This window comes from Actinomadura macra NBRC 14102 (assembly GCF_001552215.1).
GTDB lineage: Bacteria > Actinomycetota > Actinomycetes > Streptosporangiales > Streptosporangiaceae > Spirillospora > Spirillospora macra.
In genome coordinates this window covers 490,438-507,801 of sequence record NZ_BCQT01000010.1, presented here as the reverse complement: position 1 = coordinate 507,801, position 17,364 = coordinate 490,438, and the positions used below count along the sequence as shown (strand labels likewise).

17 protein-coding genes are annotated in these 17,364 nt (G+C 71.5%); 10 read left to right on the top strand and 7 right to left on the bottom strand.

From position 1 onward, the window contains the following. The 3 genes from AMA02S_RS19120 to AMA02S_RS41925 form a co-directional block, all read right to left on the bottom strand. The gene (locus tag AMA02S_RS19120; protein ID WP_084265313.1) at positions 1–1,023 is read right to left on the bottom strand and encodes a WxL protein peptidoglycan domain-containing protein; all 1,023 of its coding nucleotides are present in this window, start codon (positions 1,021–1,023) and stop codon (positions 1–3) included. Positions 1,024–1,115: 92 nt separating this feature from the next. Continuing rightward, a complete protein-coding gene (locus AMA02S_RS19115; RefSeq protein WP_067460344.1) occupies positions 1,116–2,102 on the bottom strand; it encodes a hypothetical protein in 987 nt (328 codons plus the stop codon). A gap of 108 nt (positions 2,103–2,210) precedes the next feature. Beyond that, positions 2,211–3,059 (bottom strand): hypothetical protein, encoded by an 849-nt coding sequence (locus tag AMA02S_RS41925; protein ID WP_157430695.1) that lies wholly within the window; start codon positions 3,057–3,059, stop codon positions 2,211–2,213. A 101-nt stretch (positions 3,060–3,160) separates the two neighbouring features. Here AMA02S_RS41925 and AMA02S_RS19105 point away from each other — a divergent pair, with 101 nt between their 5' ends. From AMA02S_RS19105 to AMA02S_RS40455, 5 genes are read left to right on the top strand one after another with little or no spacing between them, the layout of a single operon-like run. Continuing rightward, positions 3,161–3,832, top strand: coding sequence for a hypothetical protein (locus tag AMA02S_RS19105; RefSeq protein WP_157430694.1), 672 nt, complete (start codon positions 3,161–3,163; stop codon positions 3,830–3,832). Further along, on the top strand, positions 3,829–4,851 hold the full coding sequence (locus tag AMA02S_RS19100) for a heme/hemin ABC transporter substrate-binding protein (protein ID WP_245667643.1): 1,023 nt from the start codon (positions 3,829–3,831) through the stop codon (positions 4,849–4,851). The genes AMA02S_RS19105 and AMA02S_RS19100 overlap by 4 nt, the downstream gene beginning before the upstream one ends. Continuing rightward, positions 4,851–5,939 (top strand): FecCD family ABC transporter permease, encoded by a 1,089-nt coding sequence (locus AMA02S_RS19095; RefSeq protein ID WP_067460341.1) that lies wholly within the window; start codon positions 4,851–4,853, stop codon positions 5,937–5,939. The genes AMA02S_RS19100 and AMA02S_RS19095 overlap by 1 nt, the downstream gene beginning before the upstream one ends. Next, positions 5,936–6,754 carry a heme ABC transporter ATP-binding protein gene (locus tag AMA02S_RS19090; RefSeq protein ID WP_067460338.1) on the top strand — a complete coding sequence of 273 codons (819 nt, stop codon included), beginning with the start codon at positions 5,936–5,938 and terminating at the stop codon, positions 6,752–6,754. Before AMA02S_RS19095 ends, AMA02S_RS19090 begins: the two co-directional genes overlap by 4 nt. 59 nt (positions 6,755–6,813) lie before the next feature. Then, positions 6,814–7,809, top strand: a complete 996-nt coding sequence (locus AMA02S_RS40455; protein ID WP_157430693.1) for a Crp/Fnr family transcriptional regulator — start codon at positions 6,814–6,816, stop codon at positions 7,807–7,809. 94 nt (positions 7,810–7,903) lie between these two features. On the opposite strand, the gene AMA02S_RS19080 is transcribed toward AMA02S_RS40455, so the two are convergent. Beyond that, a complete protein-coding gene (locus AMA02S_RS19080) occupies positions 7,904–8,371 on the bottom strand; it encodes a hypothetical protein (RefSeq protein ID WP_067460332.1) in 468 nt (155 codons plus the stop codon). Positions 8,372–8,499: 128 nt separating this feature from the next. On the opposite strand from AMA02S_RS19080, the gene AMA02S_RS19075 reads away from it, so the two are divergent. The 4 genes from AMA02S_RS19075 (at position 8,500) to AMA02S_RS19060 (ending at position 12,360) form a co-directional block, all read left to right on the top strand. Beyond that, on the top strand, positions 8,500–9,756 hold the full coding sequence (locus AMA02S_RS19075) for a vanadium-dependent haloperoxidase (protein ID WP_067460329.1): 1,257 nt from the start codon (positions 8,500–8,502) through the stop codon (positions 9,754–9,756). 31 nt (positions 9,757–9,787) lie between these two features. Further along, the gene (locus AMA02S_RS19070; RefSeq protein ID WP_067460326.1) at positions 9,788–10,378 is read left to right on the top strand and encodes an RNA polymerase sigma factor; all 591 of its coding nucleotides are present in this window, start codon (positions 9,788–9,790) and stop codon (positions 10,376–10,378) included. 10 nt (positions 10,379–10,388) lie between these two features. Next, positions 10,389–11,036, top strand: a complete 648-nt coding sequence (locus AMA02S_RS19065) for a Rieske (2Fe-2S) protein (RefSeq protein WP_067460323.1) — start codon at positions 10,389–10,391, stop codon at positions 11,034–11,036. Between the two features lie 139 nt (positions 11,037–11,175). Further along, positions 11,176–12,360 carry a hypothetical protein gene (locus AMA02S_RS19060; protein WP_067460320.1) on the top strand — a complete coding sequence of 395 codons (1,185 nt, stop codon included), beginning with the start codon at positions 11,176–11,178 and terminating at the stop codon, positions 12,358–12,360. A gap of 9 nt (positions 12,361–12,369) precedes the next feature. Here AMA02S_RS19060 and AMA02S_RS19055 read toward each other — a convergent pair whose 3' ends face one another. The 3 genes from AMA02S_RS19055 to AMA02S_RS19045 form a co-directional block, all read right to left on the bottom strand. After that, the gene (locus AMA02S_RS19055; protein ID WP_157430692.1) at positions 12,370–12,897 is read right to left on the bottom strand and encodes a hypothetical protein; all 528 of its coding nucleotides are present in this window, start codon (positions 12,895–12,897) and stop codon (positions 12,370–12,372) included. A gap of 132 nt (positions 12,898–13,029) precedes the next feature. Further along, entirely contained in the window at positions 13,030–14,943 is a 1,914-nt protein-coding gene (locus tag AMA02S_RS19050) for an APC family permease (protein WP_218005027.1), read from the bottom strand. After that, positions 14,930–16,141 carry an ammonium transporter gene (locus tag AMA02S_RS19045; RefSeq protein WP_067460314.1) on the bottom strand — a complete coding sequence of 404 codons (1,212 nt, stop codon included), beginning with the start codon at positions 16,139–16,141 and terminating at the stop codon, positions 14,930–14,932. Before AMA02S_RS19045 ends, AMA02S_RS19050 begins: the two co-directional genes overlap by 14 nt. A 234-nt stretch (positions 16,142–16,375) precedes the next feature. On the opposite strand from AMA02S_RS19045, the gene AMA02S_RS19040 reads away from it, so the two are divergent. Beyond that, entirely contained in the window at positions 16,376–17,356 is a 981-nt protein-coding gene (locus tag AMA02S_RS19040) for an urea transporter (RefSeq protein ID WP_084265309.1), read from the top strand. The last annotated feature ends 8 nt before the right edge of the window (positions 17,357–17,364 follow it).

Below are 17,364 nucleotides of genomic sequence, written 5' to 3'. Positions count from 1 at the left end.
TCATGGACGGGCCCTGCGGCGGCGCCGCACCAGGTACACGGCCAGGACGGCGGCGAGCACGATCGCGGCGGCCGGCGCCCACGGCGTCGCCCACCACCCGGCGGTTCTGACGGTCGGCCGCGGGGCGGAGGGCGAGCCGTCCGCCGCGCCCGCCGGCGTCAGCCGCAGCGTCGCGGTCAGCGGACCGGCCGGATACACGCCGCGGACCCGGTCGGTGAAGGTGTAGACGCTGCCGGGCAGCAGCTCGGGGACCTGCCGCGTGGCGGGGCTGCCGAGACCCGTCCCGAACGGGCCGCTGACACCGGCCCGCGCCGTCGCGGCGAGCCGCACGTTCCCGGTGTTGCGGATCCGGTAGGTGACGTTCACGTCCCCGCCGCCGAACACCGGGCGCTGGTGCGCGACCTTCAGCGACTCCACCCGCAGCGACGAGGTGAGCGCACCGTCGACCCGCGCGTACACGCGGGCGGCGATCCTGCGGTCGACGTTGACGCGCTGACCCTGGCTGCCGGTGGTCTGCTCGGTGACGGCGGCGATCACGCCGCCGGAGTGGTCGCCCGGCGTGGCGCCCGGCGGGACGGTCAACGTGAACGGCAGTTCGGCGGAGCGGCCGGGCGCGACGGTGCGCGCGGGGTTGCCCGCGACAGTGATCCAGGTGCCGATGTCGCTGGCGGTACGGTCCGCGGTGAGCAGTGCGAACGAGCCGTCCGCGGTGTTGAACGCGTCGGTGGCGTACACGCGGAAGGTCAGCTTCCGCGTGCTCATGTTGGTGACGACCACCTTGTCGCGCACGCGCTGGCCGGGCGACACCGAGTAGACGAAGAAGTCGCGCCGCGACTGCCCTTTGGCCCCGGCGGGCTTGACCGACCAGGCGAACCCGCCCGGCGCGGGCGCGGCACCGGGCGCGGCACCGGCGTGCGCGGTGGCCGCAGCGGCGGCGTGCGCGGCGGCCGGTGGCGGGACGGCCGCGGGCGCGGCGAGGGCGGTCGCCGCGGCCACGACGGCAACTCCGCGAATGGCGTTCATCTTGGTAAGGACTCCGCGTACTCTTCGCGGGCGAGGTGGGGATGCTTGGATCATCCCCACCTCGCCCTTCATCTGCGTCTTGCGGGCAGACCCTAGGAGAGGGTCAGGGTGAGGGTGGCGGTGTAGTCGCCCGGTGCGGTTCCGGCCGGGACGCTGAGGTCCAGCCCGGCTCCGGCCTCGAACACGCCGCCGCTGGATCCGGCGGCCGACGACGCGAGCGTGCGGGGCGCCCCGAGGGAACCCGCCGCGCCCGGCGTCACCGCGCCCCGCGAACCGTCGTCCACCACGCGTGCGGTCGGGGACCACGCGAGACCGGACGCCGGGATCGTCCCGCCCGCCGCGCGGCCGAAGTCGGTGACCTCGCCGACGAGGCTCCAGCCCGCCTGGGTGCCACGGGCGTCGGTGACCGTCGCGGTCCGCAGCGCGCCGGTGGAGTGCTTGCCGGGCGCCACCGCGCTCAGCTCGGCGCTGTCACCGGCCAGGGCGAGGGTGAGCGCCCCGTTGCTGACCTTGGTGGACAGCTTCTGCTGTCCCGTCCCCGCGGGGGTGCCGGGGCCTGGGCCCCCGGGGTTCTCCCCGCCCGTGAACGTGACCGGGGTGAAGCTGTCCTGGCTGCGGTCGGGGAGGCCGTGCGCCGCCATCGTGATGAGGTAGCACTGGGTGGTGAGGCAGTTGACCTGCTTGCCGTCGCCGTCGGTGTACTTGGCCTTGATGCCGGTGAAGGTGACGTCGAAGGTGCCGTCGGCGTTCAGCACGGCCTGGCCGGCGCTGGGAGTGGCTCCCTTGTGCACCCACTTGGACGCCTGGTAGGCGTTCGCGTTGGTGGCATAGTCGGGCCCCTTCGGCCCGAACACCGCGTAGACGCCGAGGCCGTTGTTCGCCGTGGCGCTGAAGCCGCTGCCGTGGACGGTGAGGGTCGCGCCTTCGGGGTCGGCCCCCGTCGCGGGGGTGACGGTGGTGGCGGGGCCGGCCGCGAGCGCCGGCGCGACGCCGAGCCCGATCGTGGTCAGCCCGGCTGCGGCGAGCAGCGCCGCGCCGCGGGCGAGCCGTACGGACGCCCTCGTCTTGGGTCTGGTCATCGGTTCCTCTCAAAAATTAGGTAAGGCTTACCTAAGATCGGCTACCTAAGATCGGGACTGTACAGGAGTGCCGTCGCAGATCAAGAGGGGTGCCCTGGTCATGACGCCCTACCGCCGGTGGGCCGCCCGGCGGCGGGCGCCGTGACGGGCGGCCAGCACCGCGAGGAGAGCGGCTCCGGTTATGGCCCAAAACGGCCACGGCGATCCGGTCCGTCCGCCGGACGGGGTCTGCTCGAACGCGCTCGCGGGAGAGAGCCCGTCCGGCGCGACCGCGCCCGGTGCCGCCGCCGCTGACGGGGCACCGGACGCGGCGCCGGACGGGCTCCCGGATGTGGCGGACCCGCCCGCTCCACCCGGTGTGCCCGTCCCCGGCCCGGAGGACGTCCCGCCGCCCGATCCGGTGCCGGACGAGCCGTCCGTGTCGGACCCGCTCCCGGGCTCCGGGTCGGAACCTGGCCCGGAACCCGGCCCGGAGCCGGTGAACCTGATGGGGGTGGCGGTGTCCTGGCTGCGGTCGGGGACGCCGTGCGCCGCCATCGTCATGACATAGCACTGGGTCTTCAGGCAGTCGACCTTCCTACCGTTGCCGTCGGTGTACTTGGCCCTCACCGAGAGGCTGACCGAGAAGCCGCCGGACGAACTCATGGGCGCCTGCCCTCCGCTCCCGGCGGCGCCGCGGTGCACCCATTTGGCCGCGAGGTAGGCGTTGGAGTCGGTCACCCAGTTGGCGCGGCGGGGCCCGAACACGACGTAGACGCCGAAGCCGTTGTTGCGCGCGGGGTCGAAACCGGAGCCACTCACCGTGACCGACTGCCCGGCGGGATTCACACCGGACGTGGGGGACACCCGTACCGAGGCGGCGTAGGCGGGATCGGCGGCGAGGGCCAGCGCGGCGAGGGTGGCGGCCGTGACAGAGGCGGGAATCGCGGCACGCCGTAGCGCGATGGAGTTAGGCAAGGCTCACCTCTTAAGAGTTAGGTAAGCCTAAGCTAATGTAAGGGCGGGATCTCGGTAAAGCCCCTGGTGGGGGCCGCACAGCTCGAAGGTTGGAAAACCCAATGCACGCTTCCCTCATCGCCGTACGTCCGCTGGCGACGCTCGCCCTGACCGCCGCCGCGGGCGCGCTGCTCGCCCCGCCCGCGCACGCCGTGTCCGTGGCCGTTGGGTCTGCCGCGTCCGTGCCCGCCAAGGAAGGGCGGGCCGCCGGTCCCTCCGGACAGGCCCTCACCGTCTCGCGGGTGGACGGTCTGCCCGTCAAGGGCGCCACTGTCCGTGTCCGAGGCTCCGGTTACGACAAGGGCAAGGGCGTCTACGTCGCCCTGTGCAAGGACAACGGGCAGGGGAAGGTGCCCTCCCCGTGCGGGGGCGGCGCCGACACCTCCGGGAGCGCCGGCGCCTCGCAGTGGATCTCGTCCAACCCGCCCCCGTACGGGAAGGGCCTGGCCGTTCCGTACGGGCCCGGCGGCACCTTCGACGTGCAGCTGCGGGTCGGCGCCGCGCTGTCGGACACCGCGGACTGCACGAAGGTGCGCTGCGTCGTCGTCACCCGCGCCGACCACACCCGGACCTCGGACCGCTCGCAGGACGTCCGCGTACCGGTGACGTTCACGGGCGAACCCGACGGCGTGCCCGTCTGGGCGTGGGTCGCCTCCGGCGCGGGAGTCGTCGTCATCGCGGGAGCAGGATTCCTCCTCCTGCGCCGCAGGAAGAGCGCCGGAGCCTCCTCGTGACCGGTCCCGTCCGCGCTCTGGCCGCGACGTTCGCCCTGGCCTGCACGTTGCCACTGACCGCCTGCGGCACCGGGACGGCGGCCGGACCCGGCGGTGCGCGATCCGCCCCCGGCTGCGGACCCGCCACGGTCGCGGCGCCCAAGGGCGACCCGGTCCCGGTCAAGAAGGCACCGGAGCCCAAGCTGCCGGTCACCGTGCGGTCCGCCGACGGCACCGACGTCACCGTCCGCGACGTGCGGCGCGTCCTCGCGGTCAACCTCTACGGCTCGCTCGCCGAGATCGTGCACGGCCTCGGCCTCGGCGACCGCCTCATCGGACGGGACGTCTCCACCACCTTCCCCGCCGCCCGCGCGCTGCCGCTGGTGACCGCGCAGGGCCATGACCTGTCCGCCGAGGCGATCCTGAACCTCAACCCCTCGGTGGTGATCACCGACAAGAGCATCGGCCCGCCCGAGGTGCTCGCCCAGCTCCGCCGCGCCGGCATCCCCATCGTCCTCGTGGACGACAAGGAGACGCTCCCCGCGATCGGCCCGCACATCACCGCCGTCGCCGAGGCGCTCGGCGTGCCCGGCGCGGGACGCGAACTGGCCGGACGCGTGGACCGCGAGATCAAGGCCGCCGCCAGGCCGGCGTCCGGTGACCGGCCGAAGGTCGCCTTCCTCTACGTCCGGGGCAACGCGGGCGTCTACCTCGTCGGCGGGAAGGGCGCGGGCTCGGACGCGATGATCGAGGCCGCCGGCGGAGCCGACGCGGGCAGCGCCATCGGCCTGTCCGGCTTCCGCCCGCTCACCAGCGAGGGAATGATCAACGCGGCTCCCGACGTCCTGCTCGTCCTGTCGGGCGGGCTGAGGTCGGTCGGCGGCGTGACCGGACTGCTGAAGCTGCCGGGCGTCGCGCAGACCCCGGCCGGACAGAGCCGCCGCGTCGTGGACGTCGACGACGGCACCCTGCTGTCCTTCGGCTCCCGCACGGCGGAGACGATCGGCGCGCTCGCCGCCGCCGTCCACCGGACCTGCTGATGGCGACGGCCACCAAGAGCCCGCCCGGCAGGACCGCCCGCGAGCGCGGGAACCGGCGGCTGCCCGGCGCCGCGCTACTGCCGGGACTGGCCCTCGCCCTGGCCGCGCTGTGCGTCGTGGCCGCCGGCGCGGGGCAGGTCGACGTCCCGCCCGACCAGGTGATCGGGTCCCTCCTGCACCACCTGGGGCTGGACGTCGGGCCCCGTCCCACCGCGGCGCAGGGCGACAACGCGCTGTGGATCGTCCGTTTCCCCCGCGTCGCGCTCGCCGTCGTGGTGGGCGCGTCGCTCGGCTGCTCCGGCGCCGTCATGCAGGGGGTGTTCGGCAACCCCCTCGCCGAACCCGCCGTCATCGGCGTCTCCTGGGGCTCGGCGGTCGGCGCCGCGACCGTCATCGTGTTCGGCCTGTCCACCCTCGGCAGCTGGACGATCATGACCGCGGCGTTCGTGTCCGGCCTGGTCACCACCCTGCTCGTCTACGTGGTGTCCCGTTCGGGCGGCGGCACCGAGGTCGTCACACTGCTGCTCACGGGCATTGCGGTCAACGCGGTCGCGAGCGCGCTGCTCGGCCTGCTGATGTTCGCGGCCGGCGACGACGCGCTGCGCGCCATCACGTCCTGGAACCTCGGCAGCCTCGCGGGCGCGAACTGGAACGCGGTCGCCGCCGTGACCCCGGTGGCCGCCGCCGGAATGGTGGTGGCGCTCGCCCTCGCGCACCGCCTCGACCTGCTCTCCCTCGGCGAGCGCACCGCCCGCCACCTGGGCGTGGACGTCGAACGGCTGCGCTTCACCGCGATCGTCGTGATCGCCCTGATGACCTCGGCCGCCGTGGCGTTCGCCGGCGTCATCTCGTTCGTCGGACTGGTCGTGCCGCACCTGGTCAGGCTCGTGGCGGGCCCCGGACACCGGACGCTGATCCCGGCCAGCGCGCTCGGCGGCGCCATCGTGCTGGTCGCCGCCGACACGGTCGCCCGCACCGCGATCCCCTACCAGGAACTCCCGCTCGGCGTCCTCACCGCCCTGCTCGGCGGCCCGTTCTTCTTCTGGCTCCTGCGCCGCGCTCGCGGCGGCCCCGGGAACTGGTCATGATCGGCGCACGCGCCCTCCGGCCGCCCCGCCCCGTCCCGTACGGCTCCGCCACGATCGAGGTCCGTGCGCTCGGCGTCGAACGAGGCCCCCGGACCGTCCTCACGGGCCTCGACCTGACCGTCCGCACCGGCGAGGTGCTCGCCCTCGTCGGCCCGAACGGCGCGGGCAAGTCGACCCTGCTCGCGGCGGTCGGCGGCGACGTCCCGTCCACCGGCCACGTCACCGTGGACGGCGCGCCGCTCGCGTCGTGGAGCCACCCCGAGCTGGCGATGCGGCGGGCGATCCTCCTCCAGAAGCAGACCCTCGCGTTCCCGTTCACCGTCCATCAGGTCGTCGCGATGGGCCGCGCCCCCTGGTCCAGGACGCCGCTCGCCGCCGACGACGAGGCCGCGATCACCGAGGCCATGCGGCAGACCGACGTGACGGCGTTCGCCGGCCGCCCCTACCCGCACCTGTCGGGCGGCGAGCAGGCCCGCGTCGCGCTCGCCCGCGTCCTCGCCCAGCGGACGGGCGTCCTCCTGCTGGACGAACCCACCGCAGCCCTCGACCTGCACCACCAGGAGATGGTGTTCGACATCGTCCGGCAGAGAGCCGACGCGGGCGCCGCCGTGGTGGCGGTCGTCCACGACCTCGGCCTCGCGGCGGCCCACGCCGACCGCGTCGCGGTCCTCTCCGAAGGCCGCCTGGCCGCCTGCGGCCCCCCGGACGAGGTCCTCACCGCACCCCTGCTCACCGACGTCTACCGCCACGACATCGAGGTGGTCCCGCATCCCCGCACCGGCCGCCCCCTGATCCTCCCCCTCAGACGAACGTGAACGAGACCTTGTGCCGCGGCGGCGCCACGGCACAAGGTCTCCGGTGTTCCGCTGTTCAGGTGTTCACCGAGACGCTCTGCTCACGGCCCGGCGTACCAGAAATGCTGGAGCGGTCGTCTCTGGCCGATGGCGAAGACGTGCTGCTGGTCTCCGGTGCCGAACCCGGCCGGGGTGCCCTCGACGCCGCAGCCCCACTCGCTCGACCCCGCCAGCGGGAGCAGGAGCGGTACAGCCAGCGCTACCACCGTGACCGCTTCAGCGCCCATCAGGCGGTGCGGGGACGCGCCGCCTGCCGCCTGCCGCCGGGTGCCGGGGACGGGCGGCACGCTGAAAAAGCGGCATTGCGTCGGGTTGTGAGTGGCAACACAATTGCCCGCATGAGTCCCATGTCATTAGATCAAGGTGAGCCTCTTTTCACCCCGGAAGAGCTCCTCTGGTTGGAGGGCAAGGGGAGCAGGCTGCACCGGCTGGCGGGGCACGTCTTCTTCGAGGAGGGCGAGGAGACGGACTTCGTCGTCCTGATACTCAGCGGCCACGTCAAGGTCTCGATGGGCGATCCGAAGCGCATGGTCGCCGTCCGCGGTCCCCAGGACGTCGTCGGAGAGATGGCCTCACTGGCCCGCAAGCCCCGGACCGCTTCCGTGGAGGCGATCGACGAGGTGGAGGCGTTGCTCATCTCCGCTTCGCCCTGGTCGGAATTCCTGGCGCTTCATCCCCGGGCGATGCTGGCCCGGCTGGCGGCCATGGACACCCGGCTCGACCGAACCACGCGCAAGATCGTCGCGTCCGAGCTGGCGGTGGAACAGCGGCTCGCGCGGGCCGTGATCGAGTTGGTGGAAAGCGGCCTCGGCCGGACCAGCGATGAGGGAATCGAGCTGCGAATCTACCAGCAGGAATTGGCTGATTTCGCCGGCATATCGCTCGAATCGGTGAAGAAGCTCATCCGGGCGTTCAAGGGCGCCGCGATCGTGACCACGTCCCGGCAGCAGATGCTCGTTCACGACCTGGCGGCCCTCCGGGAGATCGCACAGGGGAAGCAGACGGCTTCCGCCTGAGGGGAGCGAGCACACCGAGTGCTCCTCCGGCGTGCGGAGACGGCGCCCGGCCGGGGAGGGATGACCGGACGCCGCTGGATGGTGGAACCGGGGATCAGCGCGCGCAGCGCGCCGGCGGCGGGGCGAGGTCGACGGCACCGTCGATGACCTCGATCACGTTGCCGGCGGCGTCCTTACGGACCGCGTGCACGGCCATGTGGTTCGGGTTCCCGCGGGCGACCGGGTTCGGGTGGACCTCCCGGATCCCGTCCGCGGTGGAGATGTCGTTGTCGTTGCGGAAGAACTCCGTCCCGTTGTCGGTGAAGCTGACCGACCACCGTTGCCCGGCGGCCTCGGTGTTGATCTCGAACTCCTCCCCGGCGACCAGTCGGTTCGGCGGCGTGCCGTCGTCGTCGTACTGCGACTTGAGCGTCCATGGGGTGCCCTGCGAGCCGGTCCCGCTGGTCATGACCGGGCGTCCGCAGGGGCGCTCCTTCGCCTCGGCGGCGGTGCCGGTGGCCACGGCGGTCGTCAGTGCCAGCGCCCCCGCGGTCACCAGCCCCGCCACTGCTCGGATTCGCATCGAGTTCTCCTTCTCCGCACGGTTGCTCGTTCAGCCGCTTGATAGGCGCGGGGGTTACGGGTGGCGGCGACGTGTAACCCCCGCGCCTATCTGTTGTCGGAGCCTGAAGCCGGAGAAGGGACGGGGAGATGGGGAAGACGTTGGCGGTCATGGCCGTGGCGGTGGGGACCACCTTGTCGGCGGGAGCGGCGTACGGGGCGCAGGCCGAGCCCGCACGGACCACCACGACGGCGAGCGCGCGGGCCGCGGAGGGCCGGGAGCTGGTGATCCAATGGAACCGGACATTGCTGGGGATCGTCCGGACGCCCGGTGCGCAGCCGGCGACCGTACATCCCACCCGCAACTTCGCGATCATGCATACGGCGATCGCCGATGCCATCGGCGCGGCGGGCCGCGGCGGTTCCGGGCAGGCCGCGGGGGCGCAGGCCGGGCACGACAGCCTGGCCGCGCTGTACCCGGCGCAGCGCACCGGCCTGGACCGGCAGCTCGCCGACGAGCTCGCGGACGTGCCGGACGGGCCGGCCAAGGACGCGGGCATACGGGCCGGGCGACACGCCGCCGAGGCCGTGCTCGCCGACCGCGCGGGCGACGGGTCGCAGGCCGTCCCGCCACCGTTCGTGCCGGGCGATCGGCCGGGGGACTACCGGCCCACACCGCCGGCGTTCGCCGCCCCGGTGTTCACGCATTGGGCCGGCGTGCGGCCGTTCACATTGGGCCGCGGCGACCGGTTCCGTCCGCGCCGGTACCCGGCGCTGACCAGCCGGGTGTACGCCACGGCGCTCAACGAGGTGGAGGTCCTCGGGCGGGACACCAGCGCCGCGCGGACGGCGGACCAGACGACGCAGGCGCGGTTCTGGGCCGCGCCGATCTGGAACTACTGGAACGAGATCGCCGAGGACGCCGCGCGCCGGCACGGGACCGACCTGGCCACCACGGCGCGCCTGTTCGCCGTGCTCGACCGGACGTTCGCCGACGCGGCGATCGCGTTCTACGACGGTAAGTACCACCACCGGATCTGGCGGCCCGTCACCGCGGTCCGCGCCGCCGGTACCGACGGCAATCCCGCGACCCACGCCGATCCGAACTGGAACCCGCTGGCCGCGACGCCACCCGACCCGTCCTATCCCGGCGCGCACAGCGTCGTCGGCGAGGCCGGGGCCATCGTGCTGTCGGCCTTCTTCGGCCCCGCCGACCGCTTCACCGTGACCTCGGAGGCGCTCCCCGGCGTCACCCGGTCGTTCGCGCGCTACCAGGACGCGGCGGACGAGGGCGGCCTCAGCCGCATCTATGCGGGCATCCACACCCGCATCGACCACCAGGCGGGGGAGACACTCGGGCTGCGGGTCGCTCGATACGGGCTCGCCCACACCGAGACCGGCCGATGACCCGTTCCAGGAAACGGCGGAAAGGATCGTTATGCGCCGTTGGAACCCGGCCTCCCGGAAACCGGCCGAACCGGCGGGGTCGGCGCCCCCGCCCCGGGCGCCGCTGCACCTCGTCCAGGCGGAGACCTACGCGAACTGGGAGGCGATCTACCTGCACAATGTCGACCGGATCTACCGGCTGATCTTCGCCAAGGTCGGCAACCGGCCCGATGCCGAGGACCTGACCGCCGAGGTGTTCATGACCGCCCTGCGGCCGTTACGGGTGTCGGCGTCCGTCGGCGAGGTCCGCGCGTACCTGCTCGCCACCGCCCGCACCGTCCTCGCCGCGCATTGGAAACGCACACTCGGACGTGAGATCACCAGCATCGATCTCGACCAGGTGGCCGCCGACGACGCACCGCCGACGGAGAACGGCGGCTCCCAGCGGCGGGCGGAACGGTTGCTGGCCGCACTGCCCGACAACTACCGGCGGGTGCTGGAACTGCGGTTCCTGCGCTCGTACTCGATCCGCCAGACCGCGACCGAACTCGGGATCAGCATCGGCAACGTCAAAGTGGTCCAGCATCGCGCACTGCGGCTCGCGGCCGAGTTGTCCCGCAACGACCCGAACCTCCAGGGATGAGCAGGTGACCATGAAGGGACTGCACCGCTTCGTCGAGACCCTGCTGTCCGGTGGCCGGCCTCGGCCGTTCCCGGTTGAGGAGGCCGACGCGGACGCGCTGCGGGTGGCCATCGAGCTGCGCGCGGCCCGGCCCGGCTCGCACGCGCCCAGCGAGGAGTTCATCACCGAGTTGCACCGCCGCCTGGCCCGCGACCAGGCCGAAACCGCGCCCGTCCCGGTCCGCCGGCGCCTGCTCATCGGCGGCGCCGTCGGGGCGGCCGGAGCCGCCGCGGGAGTGTTCGCCGATCGCGCGATGACCGGCGACCCGTCCGCACCGGGAGGCGGCACGCTGAACCCCGACCTGGGCGCCTGGCACCCCGTCGCGAACGTCGCCGACCTACCCGAAGGCGCCGTCCACGGCTTCGCCGCAGGCGGCGTCGACGGCTTCGTGACCCGCACGGGTGGGCGGCTGCGCGCCGTGTCCGGCGTGTGCACCCACCAAGGCTGCCGCCTGAGCGTGCACGCCGGGACGCAGCTGCGCTGCCCGTGCCACGGAGCCCTCTTCTCACTCGACGGCGCCGTCCTGCACCACCGCCTCAAGGCCCCGATCCCCGCGCTGCCGCGCTTGGCCGTACGCCAGGTGAACGGGACAGTCGAGGTCTATCTTCCACGCGGATGAAGTGGACAATTTGGCAGGAATTGAGGTGATTTTTGTCGCTGAGTGCCGGGCCGCATCCGGCCGTACTAAAGCTCTCCTCGGGCTTGACGAATCGTGTGAATCTTCTCCTGACTATGATCTCACTATCAGGAGCGACCCCATGGTCAAGATCCCGATGGTGGCGCGCGGCGCAATGGCGCTGTCGCTCGCCGCCGTGTCAATGCTCACCGCCGCGAGTACGGCGGCCGCCGCGTCGGCGGACCCCAAACCCGGTGACACCTGCACGTCCGCCGACCTCGGTAAGAGGCACCCGTTCATCAAGAGCGCGGTGACCGACCCGACCATCACCCATTTCAAGGGGTACTACGTCACCGACGGCTCGACGGGCAGCCAGAGCGTCACCCTCAGCACCCAAACCGTGATCACCGTGCAGGTCGGGAACACGGCCCAGATCACCAGCGGGTTCAACATCGGGACGCTCTTCAAGGTCGAGGCGTTCGTCAACAGCACCGTGACCAAGAGCACCGCCACCACCAACACCCAGAGCATGACCATCACCTGGAACTTCCTCAAGCCCGGCTACTACGGCGTCTACCAGGGGACGCGCAAGGTCACCGGCGAATACGGAAGCCTCAACTGCGACCGGGTGGACCTGGGCGGCGGCCGGTACGCCACCCGCTGGGTCGCGCGCCCCGGCGGCACGTACACGACCTTCTCCACGATCGAGGAGGGCGCCGTCCGGTGCGAGGACAAGGTGCCCGCCGGCAGCATCATGCGCAAGGCCCAGACGGTGCTGGGCTGCACCGGCACCCCGCCGCAGACGCGCACACAGGCACCGGCTCCGGCCAAGGAGACGCCGACGGGCCACGCTCTCGCGCCCAAGGCACTGCCCCCGGGTTTCACCTGTCTCCCGGGCTATTACCGGATCGGTACGCCTGACCGCCTGCTGTTCTGGTGGAACGCCGACGGCACCGACGAGTTCCGACTGCGTGCCTGGGGGTCGTCCGCCCGGCCGCAGTGGCAGGTCTGCCAGGGGCCGACCAGCAACGGCAAGGTCGAGCACCTCCTTATCACCCGGCAGAGCAACAAATGCCTCACCTTGAGACCCGCTGACGTCCCCAGTGAGAGCGTCCGGCTTTTCGAGGAGGGCTGCCGGACCGTCGACGACGGCCAGCGGTTCTACGTCTACCAGGACGTGCCAGGAACAGATTTGGTCGGTTTGCAGAACAAGCTGTCCGGATCGATGATCGGCCAGGAAAGGGTCACCGACAACGAGAACATGCGCCAGTACAGCACCGGCAAGGCGGACGGAACAGGGACCTACGTTCTTGAGCCGATCACATAGCGGAGCCGACTAGGAGATGGTGAGCCGCCCGCTGTCGAGCATCTGCTGGATATAGGGCGGCCAGATGTCGTCGAGCTTGCGCTCGAAGTGCTCGTGCACCGCCCGGCGTTCCTGCTCGGTGAGGAACTCGCTCGTACCGTCGGCGTAAAAGAGCTCGAACTGCTGGGCGGTGTTGATCATGTGGAAGTGGGCGCGGCGGCTGACCGTCATGAAAATGCCGAGGATGCGAAGTTCGGGTAGGTCCCGTAGAGCGTCTTCCCAGCCGGGAACGCCGAGGTCGTCCCAGCTGCTACCGCGCTCGCCCAGCCAGCGGGTGATATCGGTGAACCAGACGACACGCTCGCTCGGGTGCTCCCTGACGTACAGGTGCGTGACCTGCATGACATCCTCGACGTGCTCCGGAAGTCTCCGCCAATTCATGCATTCGGGGGCGCAGACGAACGCCGCCTCCGCCATCGTCGCGTCGGGTTGCCGCTCCGGCCAAGGCAGCGCGGTCATCAGCCAGTACGGGGGATGGGTGAACCGATTCCTGACCACAGAAAGAGCCTATCGGGCGACCCTCTCATGACGTGCGTTCTAGTCGGAAAGGACGTGGCCAGTTCACCGGTTCGAAGAAATTGCCTAGCGCCCGGCACGTGGCCAAGGTGCTTGCGGTGAAGGCGTGCCGCTTCATGGGGTGATCCGGACCGGGAGCATGCAGACCAGGACGCCCGGGACGTGCTCGCGCAGGGCCTCCGCCAGCAGCAGGCTCCACTGGTCGTAGAGGAACCGGTACCGGGGACGGCTCGACCCGACGGTCGGGATCAGCACGACGACGGCGCGGTCGTCGTGCGCCGCGACCCGGCGGACGTAGTCCACGATCGGACGGACCTTCGCCTCCTGGGGGCTGGCGAGGATCTCCAGTCGCACGCCAGGGTTCCAGCGGTCCCAACGCTCCCGCAGGGTGCGGGTCCGGTCGTCGTCCGAGGACACCGTGACCGCGATCGCCTCCTCGCCGAGGCCCAGCGCGGTGCTCAGGACGCCGCCGGTCGTCGCGCCGAGCTCGTTCAGGGGGACCAGCACCAGTCGCCGTGTGGCTGCCGGCCTCGGGTGTTCCGGGGGGATCTCGCCGATCCGCAGCTCCCGTCCGATCCGGTCGTAGTAGTGCCGTATCCGGGTGAACAGCAGGATCAGCAGCGGCATCACGATGACGACGACCCAGGCGCCCTCGTCGAACTTGGTGATCAGGAGCACCGCGGTGGCGACCGCGGTGAGGACCGCGCCGGTGCCGTTGAGCAGTGCCTTCCCGGCCCAGCCGGGTGTCCGCAGCCGCGTCCAGTGCAGGACGAGTCCCGTCTGGCTGATCGTGAAGCCGGTGAACACGCCGATGGCGAACAGGGGAAGGAGCCGGTGGGTGCGGGCGTCGACCGCGATCAGCAGCAGCGCGGCGGCGGCCGCCACCGCGAGCACGCCGTAGCGGTGCACCGGGCGCTCTCCGCGCAGGGTGAACACGTGCGGCAGCCTGTGGTCCCTGGCCAGCAGGCTGAGCAGGACGGGCAGGCCGCCGAAGCTGCTGTTGGCGGCCAGGGTCAGCGCGATGGCGACCACGATGCTCGCCGCCTGGAAGAGCCAGCCGGTGCCGAAGGCGCCCACGGTCAGCTGGGCGAGGATCGTCACGCCCTCGCGCGGGACGACGTCGTCGCGCCGGATGAGCAGCGCGATGCCGATCAGCATCAGGGCCAGCAGCGCACCGAGCATCAGCTCGGTCCGCTGCGCCCTCGCCACCCTCGGTTCCCGGAACATCGGCACACCGTTGGCGATGGCCTCCACGCCGGTCAACGCGGAGCAGCCGGAGGAGAACGCCTTGAGGATCAGCATCACGCCGAGCGCCTCGGGCGCGTGGGGCGCCACCGCCGCGCCCACGGTCGCGGTGGCCTGTCCCCGGACGAGGCCCACCACGACGATGCCGAGGATCGTCACGACGAACAGCACGGTCGGCAGCATCAGGAAGCGGGCGCTGTCGGCGATGCCGTACAGGTTGACGGCGGTCAGCACGAACAGGACCGCCAGCGTGGTCTCCAGCAGGTAGGGCAGCAGCGAGGGGAACGCCGAGGCGAGGGCGGCGGCGCCCGCCGCGAGGCTGACCGCCACGGTGAGGACGTAGTCGACGACGAGCGCGGCGGCGGCCAGCATGCCGACCCGGGGGCCGAGATCGTCCTTGGCCACCGCGTAGGAGCCGCCGCCGTCGGGGTGGACGGCGATCACCTGCCGGTACGACACCACCAGCACGGCCAGCAGCCCGGCGATGACGAGGGTGACGGGCAGCGTGAGGCGGACCTTCGAGACGCCCGCGGTGACGAGCACCAGGGCGATCGCCTCGGGACCGTAGGCGACGGAGCTGAGCGCGTCGAGGGACAGCGCGACCAGCCCTTGGACGCTCGTCAGACGGCTCCTGTCGCCCTCGCCGTGGCGTAACTGGAGCTTCGGCCCGCGGCGTCCCGCGAGCGGGCCGCGGGACGACACCACGGCGCGGGACGGGTCGAACGGCTTTCCGGCGTCGGCCTTGCCCAGGGGCTGGGGCGCGCCGGCGTCAGCCTTCGACAAAGTTGGCGTCCGTTCCCTTGGCCTGTTCCTCGTCGGTCATGTGCATGCGGAAGAACCGGTCGATGAGCTTGCCGATGATGTAGGTGACGATGAACGCGTACGCCCCGACGGCCAGGACGGCGACGACCTGTTTGCCCAGGACCGAGACGGAGCCGCCGTAGAACAGCCCCGGCGAGCCCTGGTCCCAGCCGGTGGCCAGGAACCCCAGGGACACGATCCCGACGATGCCGCCGGCGCCGTGGATGCCGGTGACGTCCAGGGTGTCGTCGTATCCGGCGACGAGCTTCAACTCCACCGCGTAGGTGCACACGACGGCGGCGATGACACCGATCCCGAAGGCGCCCTCGACGCTGACGAACGCGCAGGACGGGGTGATGGCGACCAGCCCGGCGAGCGCCCCGCTGGCCGATCCCAGCTGGGTGAAGTGGCGGGTGCGCAGCCATTCCAGCAGCCGCCAGGTCAGCATCCCCGCGCATCCGGCGATCATGGTGCTGACGAACGCGCGGGTGGCCAGGGCGCCGTCGCTCAGGGCGGAGCCGGCGTTGAAGCCGAACCAGCCGAACCAGAGCAGCCCCAGCCCGAGCAGCACGAACGGGACGTTGCCGGGACGGGGTCCCTCCCGGCGGCGGAACGCGATGCCGGGCCCGAGGACGAGGGCCATGGCCAGGCCGGAGATGCCGGAGTTGAGCTCGACGACGAGACCACCGGCGAAGTCCATCACGCCCCACTCGTTCAGCCATCCCGAGGAGGAGAACACCCAGTGCGCGATGGGCACGTACACGAGGGTGACCCAGACGATGACGAACAGGATCCAGGGGCCGAAGCGGGCGCGTCCGGCGATGGAGCCGCTGATCAGCGCGACGGTGATGATGGCGAAGGTGAGCTGGAAGCAGGCGTAGATCTGTTCGGGGATCTTGCCCTGGAGGGTGTCGGGAGAGATGTGGCCGAGGCGCCAGTCGCCCCAGCCGATCAGCCCGGCGTCGCCGGCGTCCTTGCCGAACGCCATCCCGTAGCCGTACAGGAACCACAGGATGGTGACGAGGCTGATGCAGATGAAGCTCATGTAGAGCATCGTCAGCATGTTCTTGGAGCGGACCATCCCGCCGTAGAAGAAGGCGAGACCGGGCGTCATCAGAAGCACCATCGCGGTGCTCGTCATCAGCCATGCGGAATCACCGGTGTTCAGCCCGACAGACATTTCAGACCTTCCGGTCGTTCGCGCGCTCTCCGCCCCCACCGACCCCGGGCGAAGCATTCCCAGAAACCCGCGAGCTCGTCCGGTCATGGGGCAAAGATCGCGCTTGGGGTTCTTGGTCGATAATTGGCGGAACGCGATTTTGCGGATCCGGCGTGCGGGAAATGTGCAAGGTGTCATGACTACCTGGACGGCCGGATGACCGTGCCGCCGTCCACCGCCGCAGGGAGAGCGCGAATGGCGACGGCAACGGCGGCCGTGGAGACACCGGGCCGGGAGGAGCCGTCCAAACGTCCCGGCCTGGCGGACGTCCTCCTGACGATCCCGCGTGGCGTCGCCCAGGTGGACTTCCAGCCCAGCTACTGGACCGGGCTCATCTTCATCGTCGCCCTCTTCGTCGGGGGCTGGCAGTTCGGCGTCTTCGGGCTGCTCGGCACGGTCACCGCCACGGTCACCGCGTACCTGCTCGGCGTCTCCCGGGACCGGGTCTCGATCGGCCTCGAAGGGTTCAACGGGACGCTCGTCGGTGTCGCTCTCGTCCTCTACCTGGACGTCCGGTGGATGACGGTGCTGCTGGTCATCGGATCCGCGATCGCCGCGAGCGTGGTCTCCTCGGCGCTGAACACGGTGCTCACGCCGTACAACCTGCCGGGCTTCACCGCGCCCTTCTGCATCGTCACGCTGGTGATGGTGATCGGGGCGCCGTCCTATGACCGGGTGTGGGCCGAGCACGCCAACACCGCGGCGCCCTCGGCCACCGACCCCGGCACGGCGATGACCTGGCACGACTTCTGGCGCGGCACCTTCAACGGGATCGGCCAGGTGTTCTTCCAGGACAAGTGGTACGTGGGCCTGATCTTCCTGATCGGGCTGGCGGTGTCGAGCCGGCTGGTCGCGGCCGCGGCGCTCGTGTCGAGCGTGATCGGGCTGCTGGTCGGCTGGTGGCTCGGGGTTCCGGCCGCCGACCTCGGCGCCGGCCTGTACGGCTACAACGCCGTGCTGACCGGGATCGCGCTGACCGGGACGTTCCTCGCGCTGAGCCGGGCCGGCGTGCTCTACGCGGTGATCGGGGCGGCGACCGCCGCCGCCCTGACCGCCGGTATCTCCAATCTGTTCACCGTGGTCGGCGGCCACACCCTGACCTGGCCGTTCGTGCTGGTCGCCTGGGTGTTCCTGGCAGCCGTCCCGATCTTCTCCAGGCTCCGGCGGGCCAGTTGAGCACCGCG

Bases quoted from the DNA above. Each gene is read 5' to 3' on its own strand.
- AMA02S_RS19095 (WP_067460341.1), top strand. From the start codon at position 4,851: ATGGCGACGGCCACCAAGAGCCCGCCCGGCAGGACCGCCCGCGAGCGC.
- AMA02S_RS19115 (WP_067460344.1), bottom strand. From the start codon at position 2,102: ATGACCAGACCCAAGACGAGGGCGTCCGTACGGCTCGCCCGCGGCGCG.
- AMA02S_RS19075 (WP_067460329.1), top strand. From the start codon at position 8,500: ATGGGGAAGACGTTGGCGGTCATGGCCGTGGCGGTGGGGACCACCTTG.
- AMA02S_RS19045 (WP_067460314.1), bottom strand. From the start codon at position 16,141: ATGTCTGTCGGGCTGAACACCGGTGATTCCGCATGGCTGATGACGAGC.
- AMA02S_RS19105 (WP_157430694.1), top strand. From the start codon at position 3,161: ATGCACGCTTCCCTCATCGCCGTACGTCCGCTGGCGACGCTCGCCCTG.
- AMA02S_RS19120 (WP_084265313.1), bottom strand. From the start codon at position 1,023: ATGAACGCCATTCGCGGAGTTGCCGTCGTGGCCGCGGCGACCGCCCTC.
- AMA02S_RS19060 (WP_067460320.1), top strand. From the start codon at position 11,176: ATGGTCAAGATCCCGATGGTGGCGCGCGGCGCAATGGCGCTGTCGCTC.
- AMA02S_RS19065 (WP_067460323.1), top strand. From the start codon at position 10,389: ATGAAGGGACTGCACCGCTTCGTCGAGACCCTGCTGTCCGGTGGCCGG.
- AMA02S_RS19070 (WP_067460326.1), top strand. From the start codon at position 9,788: ATGCGCCGTTGGAACCCGGCCTCCCGGAAACCGGCCGAACCGGCGGGG.
- AMA02S_RS19080 (WP_067460332.1), bottom strand. From the start codon at position 8,371: ATGCGAATCCGAGCAGTGGCGGGGCTGGTGACCGCGGGGGCGCTGGCA.
- AMA02S_RS19040 (WP_084265309.1), top strand. From the start codon at position 16,376: ATGGCGACGGCAACGGCGGCCGTGGAGACACCGGGCCGGGAGGAGCCG.
- AMA02S_RS19090 (WP_067460338.1), top strand. From the start codon at position 5,936: ATGATCGGCGCACGCGCCCTCCGGCCGCCCCGCCCCGTCCCGTACGGC.